Origin of the sequence: Victivallis lenta (assembly GCF_009695545.1) — a bacterium.
GTDB lineage: Bacteria > Verrucomicrobiota > Lentisphaeria > Victivallales > Victivallaceae > Victivallis > Victivallis lenta.
The window spans coordinates 173,409-198,511 of the sequence record NZ_VUNS01000006.1 but is presented as its reverse complement, the minus strand read 5'-3'; the positions used below and the strand labels follow the sequence as shown (position 1 = coordinate 198,511).

At 62.5% G+C, this 25,103-nt stretch carries 20 protein-coding genes and 2 tRNA genes; 4 read left to right on the top strand and 18 right to left on the bottom strand.

From position 1 onward, the window contains the following. Nucleotides 1–63: 63 nt before the first annotated feature. Both FYJ85_RS08080 and FYJ85_RS08075 read right to left on the bottom strand, forming a co-directional pair. Nucleotides 64–234, bottom strand: a complete 171-nt coding sequence (locus FYJ85_RS08080) for a 4Fe-4S binding protein (protein ID WP_106052733.1) — start codon at nt 232–234, stop codon at nt 64–66. A 67-nt stretch (nt 235–301) separates the two neighbouring features. Continuing rightward, nucleotides 302–1,699 (bottom strand): sodium-dependent transporter, encoded by a 1,398-nt coding sequence (locus FYJ85_RS08075; RefSeq protein ID WP_154417782.1) that lies wholly within the window; start codon nt 1,697–1,699, stop codon nt 302–304. 184 nt (nt 1,700–1,883) lie between these two features. Here FYJ85_RS08075 and FYJ85_RS08070 point away from each other — a divergent pair, with 184 nt between their 5' ends. Both FYJ85_RS08070 and FYJ85_RS08065 read left to right on the top strand, forming a co-directional pair. Continuing rightward, nucleotides 1,884–2,933 carry a Gfo/Idh/MocA family protein gene (locus FYJ85_RS08070; protein WP_106052735.1) on the top strand — a complete coding sequence of 350 codons (1,050 nt, stop codon included), beginning with the start codon at nt 1,884–1,886 and terminating at the stop codon, nt 2,931–2,933. A gap of 20 nt (nt 2,934–2,953) precedes the next feature. Next, nucleotides 2,954–3,355 carry a hypothetical protein gene (locus FYJ85_RS08065; RefSeq protein WP_106052736.1) on the top strand — a complete coding sequence of 134 codons (402 nt, stop codon included), beginning with the start codon at nt 2,954–2,956 and terminating at the stop codon, nt 3,353–3,355. 140 nt (nt 3,356–3,495) lie between these two features. Here FYJ85_RS08065 and FYJ85_RS08060 read toward each other — a convergent pair whose 3' ends face one another. Genes FYJ85_RS08060 through FYJ85_RS08045 form a run of 4 tightly spaced genes read right to left on the bottom strand, consistent with a single transcriptional unit; the run spans nt 3,496 to nt 7,150 of the window. Beyond that, a complete protein-coding gene (locus FYJ85_RS08060; protein WP_106052737.1) occupies nt 3,496–3,921 on the bottom strand; it encodes an EamA family transporter in 426 nt (141 codons plus the stop codon). 37 nt (nt 3,922–3,958) lie between these two features. Then, a complete protein-coding gene (locus FYJ85_RS08055; protein WP_154417780.1) occupies nt 3,959–4,858 on the bottom strand; it encodes a metallophosphoesterase in 900 nt (299 codons plus the stop codon). Between the two features lie 10 nt (nt 4,859–4,868). Further along, the gene (locus tag FYJ85_RS08050; RefSeq protein WP_106052739.1) at nt 4,869–6,623 is read right to left on the bottom strand and encodes a YgiQ family radical SAM protein; all 1,755 of its coding nucleotides are present in this window, start codon (nt 6,621–6,623) and stop codon (nt 4,869–4,871) included. Beyond that, entirely contained in the window at nt 6,620–7,150 is a 531-nt protein-coding gene (locus tag FYJ85_RS08045) for a hypothetical protein (RefSeq protein WP_106052740.1), read from the bottom strand. The genes FYJ85_RS08050 and FYJ85_RS08045 overlap by 4 nt, the downstream gene beginning before the upstream one ends. A gap of 182 nt (nt 7,151–7,332) precedes the next feature. On the opposite strand from FYJ85_RS08045, the gene FYJ85_RS08040 reads away from it, so the two are divergent. Then, entirely contained in the window at nt 7,333–8,622 is a 1,290-nt protein-coding gene (locus tag FYJ85_RS08040) for an ATP-dependent 6-phosphofructokinase (RefSeq protein ID WP_206213041.1), read from the top strand. A gap of 188 nt (nt 8,623–8,810) precedes the next feature. On the opposite strand, the gene FYJ85_RS08035 is transcribed toward FYJ85_RS08040, so the two are convergent. From FYJ85_RS08035 to FYJ85_RS07980, 12 genes are all read right to left on the bottom strand, one after another. Beyond that, a complete protein-coding gene (locus FYJ85_RS08035; RefSeq protein WP_154417778.1) occupies nt 8,811–11,315 on the bottom strand; it encodes a hypothetical protein in 2,505 nt (834 codons plus the stop codon). Further along, nucleotides 11,312–13,804: a hypothetical protein gene (locus tag FYJ85_RS08030; RefSeq protein ID WP_154417776.1), complete on the bottom strand. Its 2,493-nt coding sequence runs from the start codon at nt 13,802–13,804 to the stop codon at nt 11,312–11,314. Before FYJ85_RS08030 ends, FYJ85_RS08035 begins: the two co-directional genes overlap by 4 nt. A gap of 13 nt (nt 13,805–13,817) precedes the next feature. After that, nucleotides 13,818–14,183, bottom strand: a complete 366-nt coding sequence (locus tag FYJ85_RS08025) for a DUF2089 domain-containing protein (protein ID WP_106052744.1) — start codon at nt 14,181–14,183, stop codon at nt 13,818–13,820. 172 nt (nt 14,184–14,355) lie between these two features. Beyond that, nucleotides 14,356–16,563 carry a glycoside hydrolase family protein gene (locus FYJ85_RS08020; RefSeq protein ID WP_154417774.1) on the bottom strand — a complete coding sequence of 736 codons (2,208 nt, stop codon included), beginning with the start codon at nt 16,561–16,563 and terminating at the stop codon, nt 14,356–14,358. Nucleotides 16,564–16,579: 16 nt separating this feature from the next. After that, on the bottom strand, nt 16,580–17,239 hold the full coding sequence (locus FYJ85_RS23030; protein ID WP_206213040.1) for a type II secretion system protein: 660 nt from the start codon (nt 17,237–17,239) through the stop codon (nt 16,580–16,582). 16 nt (nt 17,240–17,255) lie between these two features. Continuing rightward, nucleotides 17,256–18,371 carry a GntR family transcriptional regulator gene (locus FYJ85_RS08010; protein WP_154417772.1) on the bottom strand — a complete coding sequence of 372 codons (1,116 nt, stop codon included), beginning with the start codon at nt 18,369–18,371 and terminating at the stop codon, nt 17,256–17,258. Between the two features lie 780 nt (nt 18,372–19,151). Then, nucleotides 19,152–19,228: transfer RNA gene (locus tag FYJ85_RS08005), tRNA-Val, on the bottom strand. A gap of 36 nt (nt 19,229–19,264) precedes the next feature. Beyond that, nucleotides 19,265–19,341, bottom strand: a tRNA-Val gene (locus FYJ85_RS08000). A gap of 83 nt (nt 19,342–19,424) precedes the next feature. Continuing rightward, nucleotides 19,425–20,549, bottom strand: coding sequence for a DNA-processing protein DprA (gene dprA / locus FYJ85_RS07995; protein WP_158703838.1), 1,125 nt, complete (start codon nt 20,547–20,549; stop codon nt 19,425–19,427). After that, nucleotides 20,542–21,606 carry a 3-dehydroquinate synthase gene (gene aroB, locus FYJ85_RS07990; RefSeq protein ID WP_154417768.1) on the bottom strand — a complete coding sequence of 355 codons (1,065 nt, stop codon included), beginning with the start codon at nt 21,604–21,606 and terminating at the stop codon, nt 20,542–20,544. The genes dprA and aroB overlap by 8 nt, the downstream gene beginning before the upstream one ends. Next, the gene (locus FYJ85_RS07985) at nt 21,603–22,646 is read right to left on the bottom strand and encodes a DUF3089 domain-containing protein (RefSeq protein ID WP_206213039.1); all 1,044 of its coding nucleotides are present in this window, start codon (nt 22,644–22,646) and stop codon (nt 21,603–21,605) included. Before FYJ85_RS07985 ends, aroB begins: the two co-directional genes overlap by 4 nt. A gap of 20 nt (nt 22,647–22,666) precedes the next feature. Then, nucleotides 22,667–24,445 carry a hypothetical protein gene (locus FYJ85_RS07980; RefSeq protein ID WP_154417764.1) on the bottom strand — a complete coding sequence of 593 codons (1,779 nt, stop codon included), beginning with the start codon at nt 24,443–24,445 and terminating at the stop codon, nt 22,667–22,669. Nucleotides 24,446–24,674: 229 nt separating this feature from the next. On the opposite strand from FYJ85_RS07980, the gene crcB reads away from it, so the two are divergent. Then, entirely contained in the window at nt 24,675–25,061 is a 387-nt protein-coding gene (gene crcB, locus FYJ85_RS07975) for a fluoride efflux transporter CrcB (protein WP_106052752.1), read from the top strand. Nucleotides 25,062–25,103 lie beyond the last annotated feature (42 nt).

The following is a 25,103-nucleotide window of genomic DNA, read 5'->3' as shown; positions in this document are numbered from 1 at the left end:
CGCTGTATGAAAAAACGGCGGAAAGCACGAGTGCGTTCCGCCGTGATTGGAAACGAAAAGCCTTTAGAGCGAGATCGCTTCGGACGGGCACTCGCCGACGCAGGCGCCGCAATCGATGCAGGTGCCGGCATCGACCTGGGCCTTGCCGTCGTTCATGGAAATCGCTTCGACCGGGCAGGCACCGACGCAGGCTTCGCAGCCGACACACTTTTCGGGATTGACGTTAGCAGCCATTTCTATCATTCTCCTTGGATTTGTTTAGTTGAAACGGGCAATTACAGGATAATATAACGTTCTTTTCCTAAATGTCAAATCCGAACCACTGCTTTGCGAAGCCGAGCAGGAACAATCCGGCGATCAGAATCGGAATCACGACGGTGACGTAGAGCCGCAGCGCGGCCGGAAAGCGCAGCCCGCTGCCGGTATTGGCTTCGGCCAGGAAATTCTTCCACCCCCAGCCGCGGGACGAGGCGCAGAAGAGGATGATGAAAAGGCTCCCGAGCGGCAGCAGATTGCCGCTGACGATATAATCCTCGAGATCGAGAAACGTGCTTTCTCCCCCCATCGGGTGAATGTCCGAAAGCAGATTGAAGCCGAGCGCGCAGGGCAGTGAAAGCAGTGCGATCCCCGCGCCCGTCGCCAGCGAAGCGGCCGTGCGCCCCAGCCTCAGCTCGTCGATCAGGAACGCGATGATGTTCTCAAAAACCGCCACGACCGTGGTCAGCGCCGCCGCGCTCATGAAAAGGAAAAAGAGCGTCCCCCAGAAGCGGCCGCCATGCATGACGTTGAAGACGTTCGGCAGGGAGACAAAGACCAGCCCCGGCCCCGAGTCGGGGCTGACTCCGAAGGAGAAGCAGGCCGGGAAGATGATGACTCCGGCCAGCAGCGCGACGAGCGTGTCGAGCCCGACGATCGCAAGCGTCTCCTTCGGCAGCGTGTGGTCGCGGTCGATGTAGCTGCCGAAGATCGCAATGCTGCCGACGCCGAGACTCAGCGTGAAAAACGCCTGGTTCATCGCCTCGACGATCACTTTCAGGATGCCGACATGCTCGATGGAGGCCGGGTTCGGCCACAGATAGAAGCGCATCCCCTCCGCCGCGCCGGGCAGGAAAAGCGCCCGGATGCAGAGTCCGACCAGCAGCAGGAATAAACAGCCCATCAGCAGTTTCGTGATCCGCTCGACTCCTTTCCGGAGCCCGATCGCGCAGATGGCCGTTGCGAAAACCACGGCGAACAGCATGCAGCCGACCATCGCGACCGGATTGGCGAGGAAATCGCCGAAGTGCCTGCCGACGCCCTCCGCGCCGAGCCCCGAAACCGCCCCTGTCGCGAACTTCAGCGCATAAGCGACCATCCAGCCGGTGACGGTCGTGTAGAAGATCATCAGGACCACATTGCCGAGAAAGAAAACGGCGCCCGGATAATGCCATTTCAACCGCTTATCCTGCGCAAGCGTCTTATAGGCGCCGAAGATATTGCGGCGGCTCGCCCGGCCGAGCGAAAGCTCCATGACCATGACCGGAAAACCGAGCGCGATCAGGAAAAACAGATAGATCAGCACGAAGATCGCGCCGCCGTACTGGCCGCAGATGAACGGGAAACGCCAGATGTTGCCGAGACCGATCGCACAGCCCGCCGTAAGCAGAATGAAACCGAGCCGGGAACCGAGATTCTCCCGGGATGAATCCTGATTTTGCATGTAACCATCCTGTCGATAGATTGATATTCCGCATAAAATATCCCTTTCCGCCGGGTTGTGCAAGTATTTTTTCTTGAAAATGCGAAACGGGGAGGATATCTTATAGGGCTAACACCTTAATTCGGGAGCCGCCCGTACCGGTCTCGCGCCGGAACGGGCACCATACAGACGGGGAATTGTCATCATGATCAAGTGCGGGATCATCGGCTGCGGCGTGATCGCTCCGACCCATATCGAAGGTTACCGGTCGCTGCCGGAAGTTGAAGTCATTCACCTTTGCGACCTGATTCCGGAGCGCGTCAACGCGCTCGGCGACAAATACGGCATCTCACGGCGTTCCGTCGACTACAAAGAACTGCTGGCCGATCCGGAGGTCGACGCGGTCAGCGTCTGCACCGACCACGCCAGCCACGCGCAGATCGTCTGCGACGCGCTCGCGGCCGGCAAGCATGTCATCTGCGAGAAAGCGCTCGGCCGCGTGCCGGAGGACCTCGCCCGCATGACGAAGGCCGCCGCGGCGCACCCGGAGCTCACCGCCGCCGGCATCTTCCAGCACCGCTATGAACCGGCCAACCGCCGGTTGAAAAAACTCATCGCGGACGGAAAATTCGGCAGGGTGCTTGCGGTGAACCTCGTCTTCAGCTGCCTGCGCACGAACGAATATTATGAAAAAGACGCCTGGCGCGGAACCGTCTCCGGCGAAGGCGGCGGCATCCTGATCAACCAGGCGATTCACCATCTCGACCAGCTGCGCTACCTGTTCGGAAACGTGAAGCGGCTGGCCGGCCGCACCGCGAACCTGACGCATCAGGGGGTGATCGAAGTCGAAGACACGGCCGCGTTCGTGGTCGAATTCGGCTCGGGCCTGTTCGGCACGGTCGCGGCGACCAACTCGAGCTGCGTCGAATGGCGGAGTTTCCTGACCGTCGTGGGGACGGAAGCGAACCTCGAATATGCGAATGAGAAGCCGGTTTTCGTCGAGTCCTCCGTCGAAGGGCGGGCCGACGAGATCACGCAGGCGCTGACCGCCCGGGGAGAGGAGCAGGCCGCCATCGTCGGCAAAGCCTACTACGGCGCCGGACACACGGCGCAGCTGGCCGATTTCCTCGAAGCGATCCGCGAAAAACGCCAGACCGAAGTGACCATGGCCGACGCGGCCGATTCCGCGGCGCTGGTCCTGGCAGTCTACGAATCCGAACGGACCGGCGGCTGGGTGGAGATCCCGAACTACTGACTCTTCCGGAAAGGCAGACAATGAAACCGACCACACTTCTCTGTACCGGCGGAGCCGCCGCCATGCTCCTGCTCTCCGGCTGTCTCGGCCCGAAAATGAACAACTCCGGCTTTCCGACCGTTCCGCCGGGGCTGCTCTACTCCGAAATGCAGAATGCCCAGATGGTCGCGCCGAAGCAGCTTCCGTCCCAGCGGAAATTCACCGTGCTGAAACAGGTCAAAGCCGAAGCCGTCACCACCAGCTTCTGCGGGCTGGTTTCGATCGGCGACGCCAGCTATGCCACGCTCAAGGCCAAAGCGCTCGAGGAGTGCCGCGACGCGGACGACATCATCGACCTGGAGGTCGACTGCATCCACAGCAATCTGCTCGGGCTGGTGAACAAGGTCACCACCGTAATCCGCGGCGTCGCAATCAAGTACTGATCTCCGGCGCCGCCCATCAAACGCCGCGCAGGAGCCGGAGGAAGACGAAGCGCCCGCCGCTTTCCCGCGGCGCATTCATGGAACCGGACGGTCCGGCTTACCCGGCCGGCAAACGCCAAGAGCTTATCGGTCGATAAGCTCTAAAATTTGTCCGGCAATACCATGACCAGCGAACCGGCCGCGATCAGCGAGCCGCCCAGGATCACCTTCCAGCTCGGCTGCTCCCCGAGAATCACGATGCCGAGCACGATCGTGATCGCCACACTGAGCTTGTCGATCGGCGCGACCATCGAGGCGGGGCCGCCCTGAAGCGCCTTGAAGTAAAACAGCCAGGAGAACCCGGTCGCAATGCCGGAGAGAATCAGGAAGGTCACGCAGTATCCCGAAATCTCCCGCACCTTCGAAACGGCGCCGGAGACCAGCACGATCCCCCAGACGATGACCAGAATCACCGTGGTCCGGATCGCCGTCGCAAGATTCGAATCAATCCCGCTCACGCCCTTTTTCGCCAGAATCGCGGTCAGCGCCGCAAACACCGCCGAGAGAACCGCATAATATTTCCACATAACCCGCTCGCATACTCCATTGTCTTTCAGCAGAAATTCAAACGCCCGGCGGCACGCCGACCTCCGGTTCCGGCACGGCCGGAGGCGTCCCCGACAAGGTCAGGACGGCGATTTCCGGCGGGCAGAGAAAGCGGAGCGGCAGGATGCTCGTACCGGTCCCGACGGTGACGAAAATCGTATTCCGCCCCTCCCGCACCAGCCCTGACGCGTAACGCCGGTGATAGCGCGACGGCAGCATCGGCGGACCGTAAAACGGAATCGCGATCTGGCCGCCGTGGGTATGGCCGGCCACGGCGAGCGCAGTCGGCTCCGGCATGTCGTCGAAAATATCCGGCGCATGGGTCAGGACGATGCGCGGCAGCCGGTCCGTCGGCAGCAGCACATCCCAGTCCGCCTTTTCCTGCGTCCAGCCATCGACAACGCCGGCCAGCAGAAAACGCCCGCCCCGGAATTCGAGTTCGAGCGACCGGTTCTCCAGCAGCGGAATCCCGGCCTTTTCAAAAGCGCGGATGAAGTTCTCCTTCCCCTGCCAGTGATCGTGGTTGCCGAGCACGGCATACACACCGAGCGGAGCCTGGAGCTTCGCAAGCTCGTCCGCAATCTCCTGCGGCTCGGCGGACTGACCGGGCCGGAGCCCGGCCGCGAAATCGCCGGGCAGCAGAATGAGGTCCGGCTTTTCGGCGTTGGTCCGCTCGACGATCCGGCGCAGGCGCGCCATGTCGTCCGGATCGCGCGCGACATGGAAATCCGCCGCCACGGCGACTTTGAGCGGCGGAAGCGTCCACTCGTCCGAACGCACCTCAAGCCGGTTCACGATCAGGCGTTCGGCCTCATAGCGCATGTAGGCGATGCCGCCGAAAAACAGGGCGAGCAGAAGCACGACTCCGCAAAGAAGCCCGCGGAGGAACCATTTGCGCCTTGTCCCTTTTTTCGGCATCCGCCTCCCGTCAGCGTTTTTTGCCCTTTTCCCAGCAGCGCCTGGCCGGGTCGCTGTTCTTCGCGTTCCCGGAACGGCGCTTTTTCAGAACCCCGATCTGCTGGCGGCGTTCAGCCAACCCGCGGTTCACCCGGATCGGCGTTCCGTCCGGCGCCTTGCCGGTATAATACATCGCGCCGCCCATGGTCATCGGCAGCGGAATGTAATCCTGCACCTGCTGGAGACTCCACTTGTGTCTGTCGAGGAAATCGTCGACCGTCTTCATCTCCTTCTCGGTGCAGCCCGGAAAATTCGAAATGAAGAGCGGAATCAAATACTGCTCCTTGCCGCACTCTCTGCTGATCTGGTCGAAGACCTCCATGAACTTGTAGAAATCCTCGGCCGGACTCTTGCGCATGAGTTTCAGCACGGCCGGATTCAGGTGTTCCGGCGCAACCTTCATGTGTCCGGAAACATGGTGCTCGATGATCTCCCGCAGCAGCTCCGGCTGGCGCAGCGCCAGGTCGAGCCGGATGCCGGAGTTGATGTAGAGATGCTTCACCTTCGGGTGCATGCGCATGCGGCGCAGCAGCCGGACCGTCTCCTTCCCGGTGCAGACGTAACTCGAGCACGGCACCGGAAAAAGACAGCTCGAACGGCGGCATTTCCGGCAGCGCTCAAGGTCGTAACGGCTCTCGTAGATGTTGCCGGCCGCGCCGCCGACGTCGCTGATGGTCCCCTTGAAGAACGGCTGCTCCGCAATCGTGTCGAGCTCGCGCATGATCGAATCTTCGCTGCGGCTCATGACATGCCGCCCCTGATGCACGACCAGGCCGCAGAACGCGCAGCCGCCGGGGCAGCCGCGCACGGCCTGAATCGAATCCTTGATCGTCTCGTAGGCCGGAATCCGCCCTTTGTATTTCGGATGCGGGCGGCGCGCATAGGGCAGCTCGTGAACGCGGTCAAGTTCCTCCGGCTTCAACGGTTCCGGGGGCGGCTCGACGACGAGCAGCCGATCGCCGTACCGCTGCAAGAGCCCGCGGCCGGACTGGAAATTCATCTCCTGCTCGACCATGATCGTCGCAGTCATAAGCGCATCCCGGTCGGCCAGCGTCTCCTCATAGCTCGGCAGGAACAGATAACGGTCGCCGGGGTCGAACGCCTCGGCGGCCTTTTTGCCCAGCAGCCGCGCCGTGCCGCGGATGCCGTCGAGCGGCTCATCCGCCGCGAACCGGCGGAACACCTCGGGCGTGGGACGCTCGCCCATGCCGTAGACCAGAATATCCGCCTTCGAATCGAGCAGGACCGACGGCCGGATCTTATCCTGCCAGTAGTCGTAGTGCGCGATGCGGCGGAAGCTCGCCTCGAGGCCGCCGAGCTGAATCCGGATTCCGGGAAACGCCTGCCTGACCAGCTGCGCATAGACGATCAGCGCATGCGGCGGCCGCCTGCCGGTCTCGCCGTTCTCGCTGAAGCAGTCGTCCTTGCGGAAGCGGCGGCCGACGGTGTAGATGTTGACCATCGAATCCATATTGCCGGAGGTCACGCCGACGCCGATGCGCGGGCGGCCCATGACCTTCAGCGCTTCGGGGTCCCTCCAGTCGGGCTGGGCGACCAGTCCGACCCGGTAGCCGCAGCCGGTCAGCAGCCGGCCGATGATCGAAACGCCGAACGACGGGTGATCGACATAACAGTCCCCCGTGACCAGGAGAATATCGAGCTCCTCGTAACCCGCCTTCTCCATCTCGGCACGGGTCGTGGGCAGGAACTCCGGCTGAACGGTCATTTGCGCGCCGCCTTCATGTTGCCGCTGTTCGGAATCGAGCGCGGCGGCGTGAAGCTCCGGTTTTTCAGGTTCGTGAACGGAACCGGCTGGTCGGCGCGGTCCTTCGGCGGGAACTGGGCCTGAAGCGTCAGCGTCTGCTCCGGCGTCAGGCCGACCAGCGTGGCGTCGAGCACGAACAGCAGCGTGTACTTCTCGTTCGCATTCGCGCGCCGGACTTCCCAGACATCGGCGTTGAACGCGCTGTCCCCGGCCCGCAGCGCGATGCACGGATAGGCGACGCCGAACGCCTCAAGCGCATAATCGTGGATCGAAATGCCGCGCCCCGGCGCGATTTTGACGACCAGCTCCGCATAGATCCGGCGGTCGAAGGAGAGCGGAAATGCGAGCGGGTCCTCGTTCGCGATGCCCGGCTTGGCGGTCGACAGTTCGGCCGAAAGGATCTCCCCGCTGCGGAACGGCAGCGTCGCCGCCGTGGCGGCGCCATACGCCGCAAGGGCGAACAACAGGATCAAAATCGTTTTCTTCATCGTCACAATGCTCCGGTTTCAAGAACGCTTCGTAATCAACCAGCAATATAAGCCCGATTTCGGGAAAATCAAGCGATTGGCTCCGCTGTCCGGTTGAAATTTTCGCACATCGGGGTTATTTTATAATTCCGAAACAACATCCCGCGCGGTTCCGCCGCGCCTAAACGGATTGGATGGAAATCATGATGCAAATACCCGACCTTACAGTCAAACACCTCGGCGCGCCGACCATTCCTTCTCCGCTGACCGGCGTGAAGTTCATTCCCGAAAACGCGACGGTCATCTATGCGAAAGATGTCAACGAAGTCGAGGAAGAGCTCAAAAACACCGGTAAAATCAGCGCCTTCGAAGCGGCCGGCCCGCGCGAGAAGATTTACCACGACCCCTCCTGGACCCATGCGGCGATCCTGACGGCGGGCGGGCTCTGCCCCGGACTCAACGACGTGATCAAGGGACTGACCCGGACGCTGATGCTGCGCTACAACGTTCCGATCGTCTTCGGCATCCGCTACGGCTACCAGGGGCTGAACCCCGCGTTCGGCTATGAACCGATGCTGCTGACGCCCGATTCGGTCGACTCGATCCACGAGGACGGCGGCACCGTGCTCGGCAGCTCCCGCGGCCGCCAGGATGAAACGATCATGGTCGAAACGCTCAAGCGCATGAACATCAAGCTGCTGTTCTGCATCGGCGGTGACGGCACGCTGCGCTGCGCGCACGACATCGCGCTCGAAGTCGAACGTCGCGGACTCAACATCAGCGTGATCGGCATCCCGAAAACCATCGACAACGACATCAATTACATCGACAAGACCTTCGGTTTCGAGACCGCGGTCTACGCGACCGGCCCGGTCATCTCCGCCGCGCACAACGAAGCGAAAGGGGCGCCGAACGGCATCGGGCTCATCCACGTGATGGGGCGCGACTCCGGCTTCATCGCAGCTTATGCGACACTGGCCAACACGCATGTGAACTACTGCCTGATCCCGGAGGACCCGTTCTCGCTCTACGACGGCGAACACGCGCTTCTGCCGAGCCTCGAGCGGCGGCTCAAGCTCCGCAAGCACGCGGTCATCATCGTCTCCGAGGGCGCCGGGCAGCACCTGTTCAAGGAGGACTCCGAAAAGCGCGACAAATCCGGAAACAAGCTGCACCACAACATCGGCGAATTCCTGCGCGACACGATCACTTCCTGGGGCAAGGAGAGCAACATCGACCTGACGGTCAAATACTTCGACCCGTCGTACCTGATCCGCAGCCTGCCGTCGAACGGCACCGATTCGGTCTTCTGCGAAATGCTCGCCCAGCACGCGGTGCACTGCGCGATGGCCGGCTGCACGGATGTCGTGATCGGCCACTGGAACGACCGTTTCACCTACGTGCCGATTCCGGTCGCCACGAGTTCGCGCAAAAAAGTCGACATCGAATCCGGCCTCTGGGACAGCGTGAAGTCCGCAACCTGGAAATACTGAGCTTCCCGGATCGACTCAACAAACTGATGTGCGCCCCGGAATTCGGATCATTTTCCGGGGCGCGCTTTTCGTTCATGCGCGAAGACATCATCCCGGCTGCCGCGCAACGGTACGCCGATACCGGCTCCGCGCCGCAGATCACGACACCCTTCTCCCCAAAGCGGAGAGAGCTGCCGCACCGTTTTCCGTCAGGGAGCGTAAATGACGCCGATCAGGTACTCCCCGGCTCCGGGCTCGAACCGGAGCCGGATGTTCAGCTGTCCCGGCCGGGGGCGTCCCGGCAGAATCTGTCCGCCGGGCGGGAGGAAACTCGCGGAAGAGGACCAGCCGTTCTCCTCCCAGTTTCCGCCGTCCCGCCGCACGCCGTACCCGGCATCGAAGTGATATCCGCCGAGCTCTTCAGGCCGGATGCCCTGCCGGGAGCTGTTCATCGCATCGACCCGGAGCGTGCCGTCCGGCAGCTCGCTCAGAGCGGCCGAAAGCCGGAGCGGCGGACGGCCCGGCGTTTCGAGGTCGAGCAGCAGGCGCGACGGGACGAACGGCATGCGCCGGAGCCTGGCCTTGAGGACATATTCGCCGTTCTCATTCGGCGTCTCCGGCAGTTTCAGCGTTGCGCGGATCGGCGCGAGACGCGCAAGCAGCGCCTCGTGCCGCGCCGGGTCCTCCCGGGTGCAGGAAAGCAGGTCGCCGACCGCCCCCATATAGCCGGGATCGGCGAAATCGTCCAGAATCTCGTCCTCCAGCTGCCGGTAAAACACCGCATAACGCTCTCCAAGCGCGCGGCGGCACTTCTCCCCCGAGAGATTGCGGAGCAGATGCAGTTTCTGCCGCCGCGTCAGCTTTCCGGAAGCGGCGAGCCGGTCGAACGCCGCCGGGATTTCCGCATCCGGCAGGTTCCGGATTCCGCCGGCCATGGCGAACGAACGCGGATCGCTTCCGGCGAACCGTCTCAGGAATTCCATATCCGCACCCTCCGCTTTCCGGCGCCACAGATCGGCGCAGCAGATCAGCATGCCGAACGGGGAACGGCTGCCGATCTCCCCGAAATGCGAGCGGTTTTCGCCATAAAGGTCGATCCGGAGCTCGTCGCCCTTCTCAAACCGGATGCGGCCATCCGCAAAGGAGTCGTTCCGGCGTTCGAACCCCTGCGCTTCAAGGGAAGCGGCGAGCCGGTCGAAATTCCCGGCGTCCGGCAGGTCGAAACGATAGACGGCAAGCACGCCGTACTGGAGGCTGTGGCCGGTGAAGAGACGGACGAGGCCGGGAAATTCCGAAAAATCGGCTTCGACGGGAAACACCTCCGGCAGCGGCAGCTCCGGCAGCCGGATGCCGGGTTCTTCGCTCCGCTTCTGCCGGAGCGGACGCAGCGACCTGACCATCTGGACGGCGAGCCGGTCGAGCGGCCGCCGCCGGCCGCCCAGGCTGGACCCGGCCAGGAAGGTTCCCTTGAACGAAAGCCCGCCCTCCGGGATCAGGATTCCCTTGTGCCGGAAGCTCGCGGAGTGGCTGCCGGTCAGCGTTTCGAGCCGAAAACAGAGCGGGTCTTTCATCCGGCCCGCGAACGCCACAAGCCCGTCGTTCCATTCAGCCGCCTGCGGATTCAATTCCCGCAAAGAGAGGCGAAGCAGCTTCCCCGCCGCTCCCGGCAGCGGCGGTTCCGGCGGAACGAACTCCCGGCGGGAGACCAGAACCGGCAGGACCCGCAGCAGGTCGTCAACCGGAACCGGGGAAGAGAAACCGCGAACTTCGCACACGGTCCCGGACTCCGCCCGGAGCGCCGCCGCCAGAAGTTCGCAGAGCTTCGCGGTCTCCGGGTCCGGCGTCCCCGCGATCAGCAGAATTTTTTCATATTCAAGGTGGGCCGGGCCGCCGGTGGAGGAGGAAAAATTCGTCTGCACGATAAAGAATTCATTGAGTTTCTCATACTGCGCCGAACCGAAACAGAGTCCCGCCGCCAGCGCCGCGGCGGCGGCAACGCCGGTCAGGAGCCGGCCGCCGCGCCCGGGTTCCGGGCGCTCCGCCGTGATTTTCCGCACTGCGCCGCGCCGGAATGCGAGAACGTAAAGCGCATAAGCCCCCGCTCCGACCGCCGGAACAAAATAGAGCGGCGAACCGAACGCCGCCAGCGCGCAGCGGATCAGCAGAAAATTCAAGATCCAGTTGAAAATCAGATAATTGCGCGCCGCGAAGCTGCCGTGCAGCAGCCGGACCGACGCGATGAATTCCAGCACGGCGAGAATCAGCACCGCACCCGACACGCCGAGCAGCAGCGGCAGGTTCTCGGCCCGGTACTCGTACTCTCCCCGGAAGCCGGGCGCGGAGGCCGCCAGGTGAACCGCCCGGAATGCCGCAAAGACTCCGGCCAGCATGACGATTTTCATCGTGCTGTAAATCCGCCCGAAAGCCGATACGAGCTTGAGCGGCAGGTCCGGCAGCGGCGAGGTTTCACGGACGGCCGGGAGCGCATTGCAGCCGGCCAGCAGTTTTCCGGCCTCCTCCGGCGTGACGGCGCCGGACGCGGCAAGCGCGCGGATTTCCGCCGCCTCGGGCGACTCGGCCAGCGCGAGCTTCCGGCAGTAGCGGTCGCGCCGGATCAGCAGGACGGTGCAGACGATCATCGCCCCGACAGCCGCGCCCGGCAGCCAGATGGCGAGAAGGTTCCACAGCAGATGGATGGTTTCGATTCCGTTCATTCTTCCTCCTCCGCCTTGTCGGTATAAACGATATGAAACCGGAACCGGTCCGGACCGGGATCGACCGTCATGCCGCAGAAGAGCGTTCCCGGTTCCCGCATTCCGCCGGAGGCCCGGCGGAGCCCGCAGCCGGAGCTGCCGGTCATCCATCGGCCTTCGCCTGCCGCCGACTCCCGTTTCAAAGTCCAGTAATGTTCTTCGGCAAGCTTTCCGGACGTGATTCCGTTCCGACAAACCGATCCGGCTCTCAGCGCATACCTGCCGTTCGACTGCCGCACGAGGCTGAACGCGAATTCCAGCGCGGGTCCTCCGCCCGGAACCTCTGTCTCGAGGATGACGTGGACCGGTGCGAGCCGCCCGGGTTCAATGACGAGTTCGGACGAACGGGCGCCGCCGGCGTCGGGCTTCTCCGGCAGCGCGACCCGGTGAAAGACGCCGGGAAAACGCCGCTCCAGCGCCTCCCGCCGCTCCGGCTGTCCGCGAACGATGTCGAGCAGCCTGTCAAGGTCGCAGATGAACCGCTCCGTATTGAATTCCGCCGCAAGTCCGTCGAGAATCTCCGCATAGAGCGCGTCGCCGCGCCCGGCAAGCGTCTTCTGCGGCTCCGCCTCCCCGACGCTGTCGAATATCAACAGCTTCTCTTCGAGCGACAGCTCCGGCCCGACGGCCCGGTCGAACGCGGCGACAAGCTCATCCCCCTCCAGCAGCCGCAGCCCGTTCGCATTGGCGAACGAACGCGGGTCGTCCGCGAGAAGCCGGGCGCGGAAAGCGGCGCTCTCCGCCGCGTTCCACTCCGTCCGCGGCGCCCTGAGCATGACGGTCATCTGATTGAACTCCGCCACCGTGCCGAGCTCGCGGAAGCGAACCGGATGCCGCAGAGAAAGCAGGACAGCCGAGCCGTCCTTCCGGCGATACTGCAGCGTGCCGTCATACCAGGAGTGCGGCTCCTTCTCGAAGCCGAGCGGCCGGAGGAACGCGGTGACCCTCTCCTCATCCCGCCCCGGTTCCCCGGCCGGAAAGCGGTAGACCGCGAAGAGGCCGTAATGGATCGACCGCCCCCGGTAGCAGAGGCGGAAATCCTCCGGCAGCGACTCCGGCTCGAAAGGGAGCGGCTCCGGGAGCGCGGCGGCAGGAAGCCGGACCGTCGGCTTTTCGCGCTGCGCCTCCCACAGAATCCGCATCGCCCGGGCCGCACGCGGCGCCGCATTCCGCAGCGAGAGATTCCGCGCCCCCGGACCGGAAGCGGCCACAAAGGTTCCGTCGAAACTCAGACACCCCTCTTCGACCGCAAGCCCGTGGAAGTTCAGTCCGGCCGAAGTGCGCCCGTCCAGAAGCTCGACCCGGAAGGCGATGGGCTGTCTGACGCGGGCAAGCAGCTTCCCGAGCGTCTCCGTGACGTTTGCGCCACGGCCCGGAGAAATCAGGCTGACCCCGCTCCAGCCGCCGCCCAGCCCGGGGAGGCACTTCACGCGCGAAACCATGAACGGCAGCTCGCGCAGATGATCGTCGAGCGGAACCGGCCCATCGAAGCGGCGGATTTCACACGGAATCCCCGCGTCCGCCGTGAGAAGCGGAGCAAGCAGGCTGCAGAATTCCGCCGTCTCCGCATCCGGAGTTCCCGCGATCAGCAGGATTTTCTGACAGCGGATCTGCGCCGGGCCGCCGATGCCGGTGGAGACGAGCGACATGACCGGCTTCATACCCTCCAGCCCCGGATTCAGGAGCGGCAGCCCGAAAATGCCGAACAGCAGTGCGGCGGCGGCAATTCCGGCCACCGCCGACTTCGCCCCCCGGCCCGGTTCCGGTCCCCGCGCGGCAATGCGCCGGACCGCATCGCGGCGGAACACCAGCACATGAAGCGAATAGATCCCGCAGGCCGCCGCCGGGAGCGCATAGTACAGAGAATCGTACCCGGCATAAGCCGTCATCAGCAGTGCGAAATCCGCGATCCAGCAGAAAACAAGCAAGTTGCGGGCCGCCAGGCTGCCGCGCAGGAGCCGGACCGACGCCGCCAGCTCCAGCACCGAGACCAGCACGAGAAATGCCGAAAGCGCAAAAAAGAGCCGGCCGTCCTCAAGCTCAGCGTCGATGCCCCGGACATAGTTCGACGACTGCGCCATCAGCCGGAGAATGCCGAGCGCCCCGATCCGGCCGAGATACAAAACGAGTTTCATGACGCCGAAAATGCGCCCGAACGCCGATACGAGCCGGAGCGGCAGATCCGGAACAGGCGCGGTCTCCCGGACCTCCGGCAGGGCGTTGCACTCCGCCAGCAGCCGCCGCGCCTCCTCCGGGCTGACAAGGCCCGATTCGGCCAGCGCCGCGATCCGCCGGGATTCCGGCGGCGCTTCGAGGGCGAGGCTCCGCCGCCGGCGGTCTCGACAGACCAGCAGAAGCGTGACGACGACGATCACGCCCGCCGCCACGGCCGGCAGGTAAAACGACAGAATCTCCCACAGCATCAGCACATGATTCAACTCTTCGAGCATAACGGTTCCTCCTTCAATTCCGGGCCAGTTCGTTCGCCGCCTGCTCCGCTGTGAGCTCGCCGCGTTCCAGTCTCCTGATGATCTCCAGCCGGACCGCCTGCCGGCTCCGATCCAGCTCCTGAAGATTCGCGATCACCCGGTCGAGCCGGGCGCGCACGGTCGGGTACGAGAGCTTCAGCACCTTGCCGACCTCCTTCAGCGACCCGGCGGAGAGCACGAAGAGCTCGATGAATTCACGGTCCTCCGCCGTCAGCCGCGCCAGCCGGGGAAGTTCGATCCGCCCCTCGATCGCCAGATCGCAGTTCCGGCAGACCAGCTTTTCGATGCCGAGCTCCCCGCCGCAATTCTGGCAGAAACAGGAAAAATGATCTTTTGCCATCGGATGCTCCCGTTTATGGTTTCACAGCCGATATTATACCGGATCCCATCAATAAAAGCAAGCGTATCTTTAATAAAATTAAAAAATAATTCAATTTTATTAAAGATACGCTGTCCGAACCGGTTTTCCGGAGATATGCCGGGGCAAGCGCCGCCGCCCCGGCTGCGGGAGGTCAGTTGATCCCGCGCGCATCGGCTCCGGGCTGCCGGTAGAGGGTCGCCGTGATCTCGACGTCGTCGATCCAGACCGTTCCGGTCGCCTGGCCGAGATAAAATTCGACCGTCAGCGAACCGAAGTTTTCCGGGAGACGGTCGTAACGGGCCCGTTTCCCGCGCATTTCCCAGTCGAACGAGCCCCACTCGAAGGCCGAATCGCTCCAGCTGACCCGGCGCAGGTTCTTCTCCCGCAACGAAAAGGTCACCGCGGTTCCGGTCCCCGCGACCTTCTCCGCCCTGAGCCGGTAGCGGACCGCAAGCTCGAGGTATTCGCCGGGTCCCGGCTTCGGGAGCGCCTCCGCCGGCAGGACGCACATCACGCCGTACCAGCCGCTCTTGCGCTCCGCATGCATGCGGAGCGACTGTTTCCCCGAGAACTTCACGTCACGGTCGGTTTCGACGCGGAAATTCACGGCACGGCCGCCCCTGCCGCCGACCTCGTCGGTGATGACCCGCCAGCCCGGAATCCGGTTCAGCTCCGCTTTTTTCTCGAATCCGCCGTTGACCTCCGGCCTGTACACCTTTGCGACGACAGGCTTCGGATATTCGACCGGGCCCGGATCGGGCGTGATGCGGCCGCGCAGGAAGAGCGGAACATCACTCGTCATCTCGAACGACACTTTCCCGTCCGCCGCCGCGAGCCGGCGCTCACGCCCCATCGGGTCGACCAGCAGCAGCGTCTCCTCCGACGTATCGAGCGTGATCCGCGCCCGGCCCGCATCGTTCAGAATCAGCAAATTCACCTTCCCCGCCCCTGTGTCGCCCGAAAAGCACTGCAGCCAGCCGGAGCCGGAACGGCGCACGACATTCAGCTCGCCGGCCGGAACCGCGTTGCCGAACTCACGGATCAGCGTCGCATAAGCGACATACTCGGGGCGGAGTTTGAAATCCTTCTCAAGCATCCCGGCAATCCACGCCTGCGGCGGAATATTCGGGATGTCGCGCAGCAGGAATTTGCAGAGCGCCTTGCCGCCCTCGATCCATGCCGCGCCGCACTGGATGTAGGTCACGCGGATATTGCTCTTCTTCTCCCGCCAGGTCGGAATCGTGCGGCCGACCACGTGCGCCATGCCGCCGATCTCGGTGACGATGGCGTCGGTCTCCGGCGCCTTTCCCTTCTCGGCGAAAACATTGCGGATCGCCGGAATGTCGCAGCGGTAATGACTCGAAAAAAAATCCATTTCGCGGTTCGCTTCCGGGTCCGACAGGAATTTGCGCAGCCAGTCGCGGTAGGTGTGTCCGTCCGGCGCGGCGCCGGTCGTATTCGGGCCGATTTTCGCCTCCGGATCGCCGGCCCGGATCGCACGGGCCACGACTGTGTAGTAATCGCAGAAGTCCTTCAGGATCGCGTCTTTATTCCCGGCGGCGGCATTCTCCGGGCGGCCGAGCCAGAAGAGCGCCGCGTCAACTTCGTTGCCGACCTCCCAGTAAGCGATCCTGCCGCGATAGCGCTTTGCCAGTTCGGTGTAAAAGCTTTTCAGCTGTTCCATCCGGTCCCTGGCCGGAAACATCTTGTCCGGATTGCGCATGCCGCTGCCGCGTCCGGACGACGCCCAGAGCTGGAGCGGCCAGCCGGTGTTCGCAACAATGGCGAGATGGTTGTCAAGGTAGATTTCCGTTTCGCGGTCCGACATCGTCCAGTCCGGCGGGCGGTTTTCGTCCGGCTGGATCTGAATCCACGACAGACGCTGCGTCCGGACGAAACGGATGCCGATCCGGCTCATCATCTCCGCGTCGCGCTTCCGGTCCGCCAGCGGATATGCAGTGTGCGGCATGACCATGGCGCCGAACTGGTTCCGCGTCCAGTCCAGCTTCGAACGATCGACCTCCGGAATCACCGCGAACGGCCAACTGCCGCGCCCGGTCCGCTTCCCGGCCGCGTCGAACGCTTCGAATTCAAGGTCGTAATAACCGTTCTCCAGCGTGTCGAGCCGCAGCTCTTCCCCGGCCTTCAGAGCCGCCTCGCGGACCGTTTTGCGGTCGAAGTCCAGAACGCGGCAGACAATTCGCTCCGCCCCGTCCGGACGGAACGCGAAACGGACCGCCTCCCCCGGCGCATAAACCGAAGAATCCCGGTCCGGAACCGCCTGCACCCCGGCCGCGGCCGATCCGCACCAGGCGGCGAGCAGCCAGCCGCACAACAGATAATTTCCAAGTTTCAGCATCGCAGTTTTCTCCAATTCATCGGGTCCAGGTGAAGGTCCAGGCGCTGATCTCCTGATCGGTGCTGCGCGCCGCGTGGCCGTCGAGAAACAGCAGGTGCATGCCGCGGCTGTGGTGATTGTAGGAGAGCATCTTCTGCACTGTCGCGCCGCCGCCCGAGAAGGTGGCGACATCCCAATAGGCGGCGACGATCTCCGCATCCCAGCCGTTGTCGAAAGTCGTGACCGTCATGGTCGGCTTCGTCCACTGCGTAATCTTGGTGTATTTGCGGTCCGCCTTGCGGGAGTCGCCCGAAAGATGCGTATTCTGCTTGTAACCGAGCCGGGTCACCGACGGAAACGGATTGTCCGGAACGACACTGTTCCCGAGATCATAGGCGTAAGTATCCTTCGACACGGTCGGGCAGCAGAACGCCTTCGAGCCGCCGAGCCCCATCAGCCTGGCCAGGATATGCGGCCACGGCCCGGTCAGGTGCAAATGCGCCGGCGTCACATAGCCGTCGTACGCATCGGCATACAGGGCATGCCCGGTGCCGATCTGTTTCAGGTTGCTGAGGCAGTTGACCGCTTGAGCCCGCTCACGCGCCTGGTTCAGCGCGGGCAGCAGCATCGAAGCGAGAATGGCGATGATCGCGATGACGACCAGCAGTTCAATCAGGGTGAATCCACTCTTTTTCATCCGGATAACCTTTCTATTATGATTGCAGGGGAGTGTCTGTGATCCGTTCCATCCGTTCCGCGGCAACGCATGGGGCCGTGCTGCGGCGTTCGACCAGCTCCGGCTCCACGATGCGCAGGAGTTCGAGCTTGTAGCTGAGTTCCTGGTTGCGGCGGAGCAGGCTGAAGGCCTGGCGCAGATGCTCCGGCAGATTCGGATTCAGCTCCGTCAGCGGCGGTGTTGCGAAACGCCCGAGCACCGAATCCCCGATCGAAACGACCGAAAGCGAGGCGGGAACCGGACGCCCGAGCTCCGCCGCCGCCGACAGGGCGCCGACCGCAAGTTCGTCGTTCAGCGCGATGAGTGCGGTCGCCCCGCTCCCGGGCAGGGAACGGAGAACCTTCTCATACGCATATTCGGCCGGATGTTCGCCGGAGGGGACGTTCGCCCGGAACTCAAGCTCCGGCCGGGCCGCCTCCGGGCAGCAGGACTTCCAGACCGCAATCTGCGTATTCTCGATCGGATGTCCCGAGTTGTTGTGCAGCAGCGCGATGCTGCGGTGACCGAGCTCCCGCAGACGGTGCACGAGAATGTTGATTCCGGCATAGTCGTTGCCGATGACCGACGGGATGCCGAGATGGTCGAGCCGGTTCGCAATGACGACGAAGAGCCCGGGAGCGCGGCCGATCTCGCGGATCGCCTCTTCGCCGATCGAGCTGTCCCCGAGAATGACGGTCGGCTGGCGGAACCGCAGGAAGGTGCGGATCTGCATGACGAGGTCCGCGCTGCCGGCATAGCTGATTCGGCAGCCGACGCCGAGGCGCTTCCCCTCTTCCACGGCAAGCTTGACCAGCTCGCGCTGCACGTCGCCCTCGTAGTTCGACAGGATGAAATTGATGATGTTTTCGCGCGGCCCCTTCGGCCGGACGCAGATGTAAGTGCCGTCCCCCACCCGTTTTTCGACCACGCCGCCCGCGATCAGGTCACGAAACGCGCGGCGGACGGTCGCGACATTCACCTCGAGCTCTTCCGCCAGCATCCGTTCGGATGGCAGCCGCCTGCCCGGAACGAATATTCCGGCTTCGATCGCTTCGCACAGGTAGTCGAAAACCTGCCGGTGCTTGAGCGGATTTTTCATCGTTGGCTGAATCATATTACCTCTGTGATATGCAATTCATTCAATTGCTCTGCAAATATTATGGCAGAAATTGAATTCATTGTCAAACACAGATTTCCGAAAACGGAACAAATACTTCCGTATTCAATTGGGAAACAATAGATTACAAATTCAAAAAATATCGATACGCATATAAATGGAAGCATATCAATTTCAAATAAAATCAATTGGAATTACGGCAGGAAAGAGATGAAACGGCCACATGCAGAGAAAAACGCCGAAAAAACCGCTCCCGGAATAAATTCGGATCAGGGGAAAAATGGTGACCCGATATAAACATACTCATAACAAAGATCTCGAACTTCCACAAAATCGGTTCGAGTTTTGTAAGGAATCTATCAACGACTCGAACGAAAAGTGACGCTTTGCGAAAACATGACCGCTGCCGGATTTGAGATCATCTTCAAATGCCGCGGCTTTCTCTCTGGTTTCAAAAGCAAATACGCTTCCACTTTCCACGGCGTGAATTCAGAAGTATATGGAACATCACCTTATGTAATGCTTAATCAATCGTGATTTTAAATCTCCGGTACTTCCGATGCAGCGTTCAGCGGGATGGGATAGAGAGCGAAGCATGTAAGTGTAAAACATGGTGACTATCTTTGCTCGCAGGAAAGAATGGTTTGCCGGTCCTCCGACGCGCTGTGCGCTATGGAGGACATCCTTCCCCTGCGGGTACTCCTGTCTGCGCTCATCCTTTTCACTCGCCTTGCTCGCAGGAAAGGATGGCTCGCCATCCGTAGCTTTAGCGAAGGATGGTGGGCGTAACAGAACTCGAATCTGTGACCTCCACGATGTCAACGTGGCGCTCTAACCAACTGAGCTATACGCCCTGATAAAGATTTTGCCGTTCCCGGACCATTAAAAAATGGTGGGCGTAACAGAACTCGAATCTGTGACCTCCACGATGTCAACGTGGCGCTCTAACCAACTGAGCTATACGCCCTTTCAGGATTCAGTATTTCTTAATATATTTCCGGGTCGCCGCATTTGCAAGTGCGGTTTGTGTTTTTTTTACAAATTTTACGCTCAAATCAGGCGGTACACCTGATTTGCGCCGTGCTCGACGAGCATCTTCATTTCGAGGCTCATCAGGACGCCGAGCAGCCGGCCGGTTTCAAATCCGGCCGCTCCGGCCAGCTCCTCCAGCGCCATCTCGCTCCCGCCGAGCAGCTTCAGGATTTTCCGCTCGTCGGCGGAAAGATCGCTCGACGACCCCGGATCGTAGGCGACTTTTCCTTCGCAGACCTCATCCGGCTCGAGTCCGGGCAGGTATCCGCCCCGGGCCCCGAGCACGTCGAGCACATCGCTGAACGATTCGACCAGCGCGGCTCCCTCCTTGATCAGCGCGTGACATCCCTTCGCCTGCATATTGTCGGCGTGCCCCGGAACCGCGCACACCTCGCGGGAGTTGTCGAGCGCCTGGCGGGCGGTGATCAGCGCACCCGACCCGACGCCGGCTTCGGTGACGATCGTCGCGCAGCACATGCCGGCCACGATCCGGTTGCGTCGCGGAAAGGTGGTCCGGCTTACCGGACACATCATCGGGAATTCGCTGACCAGCGCACCGCCCGTCTCGACAATCCGGCGGGCCAGCGGCACATTTTCCTGCGGATGAATCCGCATCAGGCCGCCGCCGAGCACCGCGACCGTCACGCCGTTCATCTCCACCGCCGCCGAATGTGCGACGGTATCCACTCCGAAAGCCAGCCCGGAGACGACCGCGTAACCGGCCGCCACCGCCTCCTCCGTAATCATCCGGGTCATGCGCGCGCCGTACTGCGTCATCCGGCGCGTGCCGACCACGGCGACCGCATTGTTCGGGAACGGCGGCAGCTTGCCGCGCACATAAAGACAGAGCGGCGGATCGTACAAAGTGCGCAGAATCTGCGGGTAAGCCTCGTCCCACAGCGTGAGAATCCGGACGCCGGCCCGGTCGCAGAGATCAAGCTCGGCCCGCAGCCCGGCTTCCCAGTCGTAGGAGGCGACCTTCTCCGCCAGCTGCGGCCCGACACCAGGGACCGCCTCGAGCTCTTCGGCTGTCCGCCCGAACACCGCGGCGGGCGAACCGAACGCCTCCTTCAGCGCCGTATATCTGACATGCCCGATCCCCGGAATCATGTTCAGGACGATCGTCGCTTCGCGGTCAAGCATGAACGGCCTCCAGCGCCGCGCCGATCTCGGCATCGGCCACGTCACGGTTCACTTCCGCCGCACCGATCCGGCGCGGCAGCACAAGCGCGATCGCGCCGTCGCGGTTCTTCTTGTCGCGGCGCATCGCCTCCAGCATGGCCGGAACCGTGCAGTGACGCGGCAGCGCAACCGGCAGCCCCAGCGCCGCAATGGCGCGCTTCTGCCGTTCCGCCTCCTTCCTCGTCCAGAGTCCGAGCCGGGCGGCCAGCTCACCGGCACAGCACATACCGACCGCAACCCCCTCCCCGTGCCCGATCGAAAAATCCGACAGCAGCTCGACCGCATGGCCGAAGGTGTGCCCGTAGTTCAGAAGCGCACGGATTCCGGCCTCGCGTTCATCGGCGGCCACCACCTGCGCCTTGAGCTCGCACGAACGGCGGATCAGCGGAACGAACCTCGCATAATCCGGCGCGACAGTCAGAGAGTCCGGATCGCGTTCAAGCTCCGCAAACAACGCTTCATCGAAAATCACCCCGGTCTTCAGAATCTCGGCCAGCCCGCAGCGAAGCTCCCCCGGCGGCAGCGTGGCCAGAAAGTCGGGGTCGATCAATACCTGCTCAGGCTGGTGAAACGCGCCGATCAGGTTTTTACCCTCCGGGATATCCACGCCGGTCTTTCCGCCGACACTCGAATCGACCATGGCCAGCAGCGTGGTCGGAATCTGGACGAACCCGGCGCCGCGCATATAGATCGCCGCCGCAAACCCGGTCATATCGCCGACCACACCGCCGCCCAGTGCGACAAAACGCGCTTTCCGGTCGAAACGGAGTTCCGCCGCACGGCGGCAGATACTGACGACCGTCTCCGGCGTCTTATGCCGTTCCCCGGCCGGAAACACGAAGCTGCCGGCCTGCGGAATCTCCTTCGCCGCCCAGCTGCCCCACAATTCCGCGACGCGGGAATCGGTCACGAGAAAATTACGCCGCCCGGTCAAATCCGCGGCGAGCGCACGCGCGCCCGGCCCGATCACGATTTCGTAGGCCCGGTCGCCGAGTCCGACTTGAATCCGTTCCATCATTCCGCCCGTTCGTTGGAGTTGAAATAATTTGCCGCCCGGTCACGGGCATTCACTTCGATATTCCGGTAAAAGAAATAGATGTCGTTCATATGATAGATGCCCGCCCCGAGAATCGGGCTGTCGTACTGCCCCGGAAACTGCGGGACGGCCACGAGCGCCCCGGTGACCGGCTCGACCTTCGCACTGCAGAAACCGGGGATCTCACCCGTTACCCGGTTCTCTCCGTCGAAAAAGACGGCCCCGATATTCGCGGAAGCAGGCGCTTCGACCGCATCGGTCCGCCAGTTGAGCGGATTGATGCAGCGCGTTCCGGGGCGGCCGGTGAAAAGCGACGGAGCCGCCTCGGGCGCTTCGGTGTTCCAGCTGACGATAACGCCGAAATCGAGCGGCCCTTCGGCCGTCTTCAGGTACGGCGCCTCCGCGAGATCGGCATCCGTCACCGGGCAGCCGATCAGGTAAGCGGCGATAAGCTTTTTCTGAAGCGCGGGCTCCCTGAATTCCCGCTTCAGGAGCTCCAGCAGGTCATAGGCCCCCTGGCTGTGCCCGACCAGAATAAACGGGCGCCCGCCGTTCCAGTGTTCGAGATAATAGCGGAACGCTTCCTCCGTATCGCGGAATCCGAACCGCATCGATTCGTTGCGGCCGGGCCGCTCAGCCAGATCCGCCAGAGCCCGGTGCAGCTCGCCCTGCCGGACGAACGGCGCATAGACATTCCCGAGCGTCGAGAACGGCCCGGTCTGCTGCAGCGCGATATTCCGCGTCTTCGCGGCCATCTTCGGCGAATCCCAGTGCATGACCGGGTGCGTCCTGCTGACGTAAACGGTCGGATAAATGTAAAAAATATCGACCGGCTCGAGCTTTTCCGGCGTCCGGTCCGGCAGCAAAACCCAGTTGGCCCGGTCGGAATAATCGACCGGATTCGTCTCCGCCTCGCGGATGCAGGCCGCCTCCGGGTCGGAAGGGCCGCCGCAGCAGCCGCCGACCAGCAGCAGTGCAGCACCGAACCAGGCGAAAAGAAAATATTTCATCCAATGTTTCATCAACGCATCCTTTCTGATATTCATTCAGTCGGCTGCCCGGCGGCAGCGGCCTCCTGTTTCAAGCGCTCGTACCTCTCCTGATATTCGGGGATGCCGGGAGCCAGCTCCACAATCCGCTTCCAGGCGCGCGCTTCTCCCGCACGATCGCCCAGCAGCTTCGCCCGCATGGCCGACGCCAGATCATACTGAAGACGGTCCTTCCGCCGAACCTTGAGCTCCATATCCAGAAACCGGACGGCACGCTGCGGATTCCCCTCATGCATGGAGATCAGAGCCAGATCCCGGAAAAGCATCGCCAGCGTCAGCCTCGGCCAGAGAAATCCCGCAGCCCCTGTCTGCTCCACCCGCGAAATCAGCGGAGCATAGGCGGCAAAAGCCGTCGGCAGGTCCTGCTTGAGCAGAGCGACATGCCCGAGCAGGAAACAGATCAGATCGGCCGCCTGCTGCTCGGCTATGCCGTACTCGCCATGATTCGTCCGCATGTGTTCTGCGATCCTCGAAAGCAGCGCAAGATTGTCGGTGCGGAGCGCCGCATAAATACCGCTCTCCAGCGCCTTGACATTCGGAACCGGGTCATGCTCAATTGGGTAAGCAAACAGAAAATCACAATACTCCCAACGCGGGATGTAACTCCAGGTCAGCACCCAGAAAGCCATGAACGCAAGCGCCAGAATGCCTTTGACATACCGGACGGCCCCCGGCAGCCGGCGCATCAAAAGCTCGGCCGGAACCGCAACGGCCAGCCACGCCGCGCCGGAAACCAGATAGTTGTAACGATCGCAATAATGGAACGTCGTATATTGAAGCATGCCGAGCACCGGAACGGAAAAACCGCCGATGATCAACAGCAGACAGACGATCCTCCGCCAGGGCATCCCGAGCTTCCGGGCTGCGAGGACGTAGATGCCGAGCAGCGCGATTCCGCCCGCCGCCGGCAGCGCGAGTTCGCTCCAGCCGCGGACCTCCGGATAAATCGGGTTCGTCTCATACGGAATCAGCGCCGTGAGCGGATACCAGAACATATTGTGCAGCGGAATCAGCAGATTCGTCTCCATCACACCGGGATTCGTCTTCGCCGTCACCAGACTCGACCAGACCACTGCGCCCAGAGAAAGCAGCACCGGCAGCCGCAGAATGCGCCAATATTCCCGGACGGACAAACGCTTTCCCCGGAGACAGATCAAACCGACGATCATGACCCCCGGCAGCGAAATCGCGGCCGGTTTCGCAAAGATCGCCAGAACGGCCAGAATTCCGGCGATCCACGGAACGCGCCTTCGAGAAACGCTGCGCAGAAAAAACCAGAGGGACGCGAAGGCAAACGCGCCGCAAAGCACATCCTTCCGCTCGGTAATCCAGATCACCGATTCGACCTTCTGCGGATTGGCCGCCCACAGCAGCGCGGCCCCCAGAGCCAGCCAGGCCCTTGCGCCGAGCTGCCGGATCATCAGGAACAGGAAAGCGGCGGCGGTGAAATGCAGCAGGAGATTATGCAGCCGGAAGCCAAGCGGCTCGAGTCCGAACAATGCGCGGTCGAGCATGAACGAATACATCGGCAGCGGGGTATAAAGATCCTGAAACGGCTCAAGCGCGTAAAGCCGGAAATTTTCCAGAGTGAACGCGAGGTTCGAATTGAACATGACGAAATTGCCGTCATCCCAATCCCGCAGGAACGGATAGTTCAGTCCGGGCCAGAAGACCAGCAGGAGCAGGAGGGCGAGGAGCCCGAGACAGATGGAATTGATCTTCCACGCTCCGGCGGCCGGGGTTCCCGAATCCGATGGCGTCGGCTGCGACATGTCTGCTCCTTCCATACTTGAGTTGACGGAGCCGGCCGCGGCCGGCTCTCCGGCAAAAGAATCCGGGCATAATATAAAGCGGTTTTCTCCTGAAATCAATCGGAAGGACGGCTCTTCCGGTTGATTTTCCCGGAAATGCGGTTATTTTATGCGGAAGCCGTTCCGGTAAAAACCGTTGGCCGGAACATTACATTTCATGGCCAGCAGGTATCATAAGGAAGCCCGCCCGATGTCACTCAAACTGCTTCTCCTGGTCGCCGGAGCCGGAGCCGTCGGCAGTACGCTCCGTTACCTGGTGAATCTTGCGTTTCTGCGCCGCGGCACCTGGGAACTGCCGTACGCGACCCTGACCGTCAATGTGCTCGGCTGCTTTCTGGCCGGAATCTTCTATGCTCTCTTCGCCGACAAACTGCACAGGCACGCCGCCTATGCGCCGGTGCTGCTGGTCGGTTTTCTCGGTGCCTTCACGACATTCTCAACCTTCGCACTGGAGAGCGCGAACCTCATGCAGGCGGGAGCGCCGTGGAAGGCGCTGCTGAACATCGGGCTCCAGAATCTTTCGGGGCTGGCGGCAGTCTGCTGCGGGCTCTGGCTGGTGCGGCAATTCTGCCATTGATGCGCTTTCGAAAACGGAAGCCTTGACTTTTGCGGAAAACAG

Excerpts from the sequence above, each read along its gene's own strand:
- FYJ85_RS08080 (WP_106052733.1), bottom strand. The coding sequence starts at position 234 with ATGGCTGCTAACGTCAATCCCGAAAAGTGTGTCGGCTGCGAAGCCTGC.
- FYJ85_RS08075 (WP_154417782.1), bottom strand. The coding sequence starts at position 1,699 with ATGCAAAATCAGGATTCATCCCGGGAGAATCTCGGTTCCCGGCTCGGT.
- FYJ85_RS08070 (WP_106052735.1), top strand. The coding sequence starts at position 1,884 with ATGATCAAGTGCGGGATCATCGGCTGCGGCGTGATCGCTCCGACCCAT.
- FYJ85_RS08065 (WP_106052736.1), top strand. The coding sequence starts at position 2,954 with ATGAAACCGACCACACTTCTCTGTACCGGCGGAGCCGCCGCCATGCTC.
- FYJ85_RS08060 (WP_106052737.1), bottom strand. The coding sequence starts at position 3,921 with ATGTGGAAATATTATGCGGTTCTCTCGGCGGTGTTTGCGGCGCTGACC.
- FYJ85_RS08055 (WP_154417780.1), bottom strand. The coding sequence starts at position 4,858 with ATGCCGAAAAAAGGGACAAGGCGCAAATGGTTCCTCCGCGGGCTTCTT.
- FYJ85_RS08050 (WP_106052739.1), bottom strand. The coding sequence starts at position 6,623 with ATGACCGTTCAGCCGGAGTTCCTGCCCACGACCCGTGCCGAGATGGAG.
- FYJ85_RS08045 (WP_106052740.1), bottom strand. The coding sequence starts at position 7,150 with ATGAAGAAAACGATTTTGATCCTGTTGTTCGCCCTTGCGGCGTATGGC.
- FYJ85_RS08040 (WP_206213041.1), top strand. The coding sequence starts at position 7,333 with ATGATGCAAATACCCGACCTTACAGTCAAACACCTCGGCGCGCCGACC.
- FYJ85_RS08035 (WP_154417778.1), bottom strand. The coding sequence starts at position 11,315 with ATGAACGGAATCGAAACCATCCATCTGCTGTGGAACCTTCTCGCCATC.
- FYJ85_RS08030 (WP_154417776.1), bottom strand. The coding sequence starts at position 13,804 with ATGCTCGAAGAGTTGAATCATGTGCTGATGCTGTGGGAGATTCTGTCG.
- FYJ85_RS08025 (WP_106052744.1), bottom strand. The coding sequence starts at position 14,183 with ATGGCAAAAGATCATTTTTCCTGTTTCTGCCAGAATTGCGGCGGGGAG.
- FYJ85_RS08020 (WP_154417774.1), bottom strand. The coding sequence starts at position 16,563 with ATGCTGAAACTTGGAAATTATCTGTTGTGCGGCTGGCTGCTCGCCGCC.
- FYJ85_RS23030 (WP_206213040.1), bottom strand. The coding sequence starts at position 17,239 with ATGAAAAAGAGTGGATTCACCCTGATTGAACTGCTGGTCGTCATCGCG.
- FYJ85_RS08010 (WP_154417772.1), bottom strand. The coding sequence starts at position 18,371 with ATGATTCAGCCAACGATGAAAAATCCGCTCAAGCACCGGCAGGTTTTC.
- dprA (WP_158703838.1), bottom strand. The coding sequence starts at position 20,549 with ATGCTTGACCGCGAAGCGACGATCGTCCTGAACATGATTCCGGGGATC.
- aroB (WP_154417768.1), bottom strand. The coding sequence starts at position 21,606 with ATGATGGAACGGATTCAAGTCGGACTCGGCGACCGGGCCTACGAAATC.
- FYJ85_RS07985 (WP_206213039.1), bottom strand. The coding sequence starts at position 22,646 with ATGAAACATTGGATGAAATATTTTCTTTTCGCCTGGTTCGGTGCTGCA.
- FYJ85_RS07980 (WP_154417764.1), bottom strand. The coding sequence starts at position 24,445 with ATGTCGCAGCCGACGCCATCGGATTCGGGAACCCCGGCCGCCGGAGCG.
- crcB (WP_106052752.1), top strand. The coding sequence starts at position 24,675 with ATGTCACTCAAACTGCTTCTCCTGGTCGCCGGAGCCGGAGCCGTCGGC.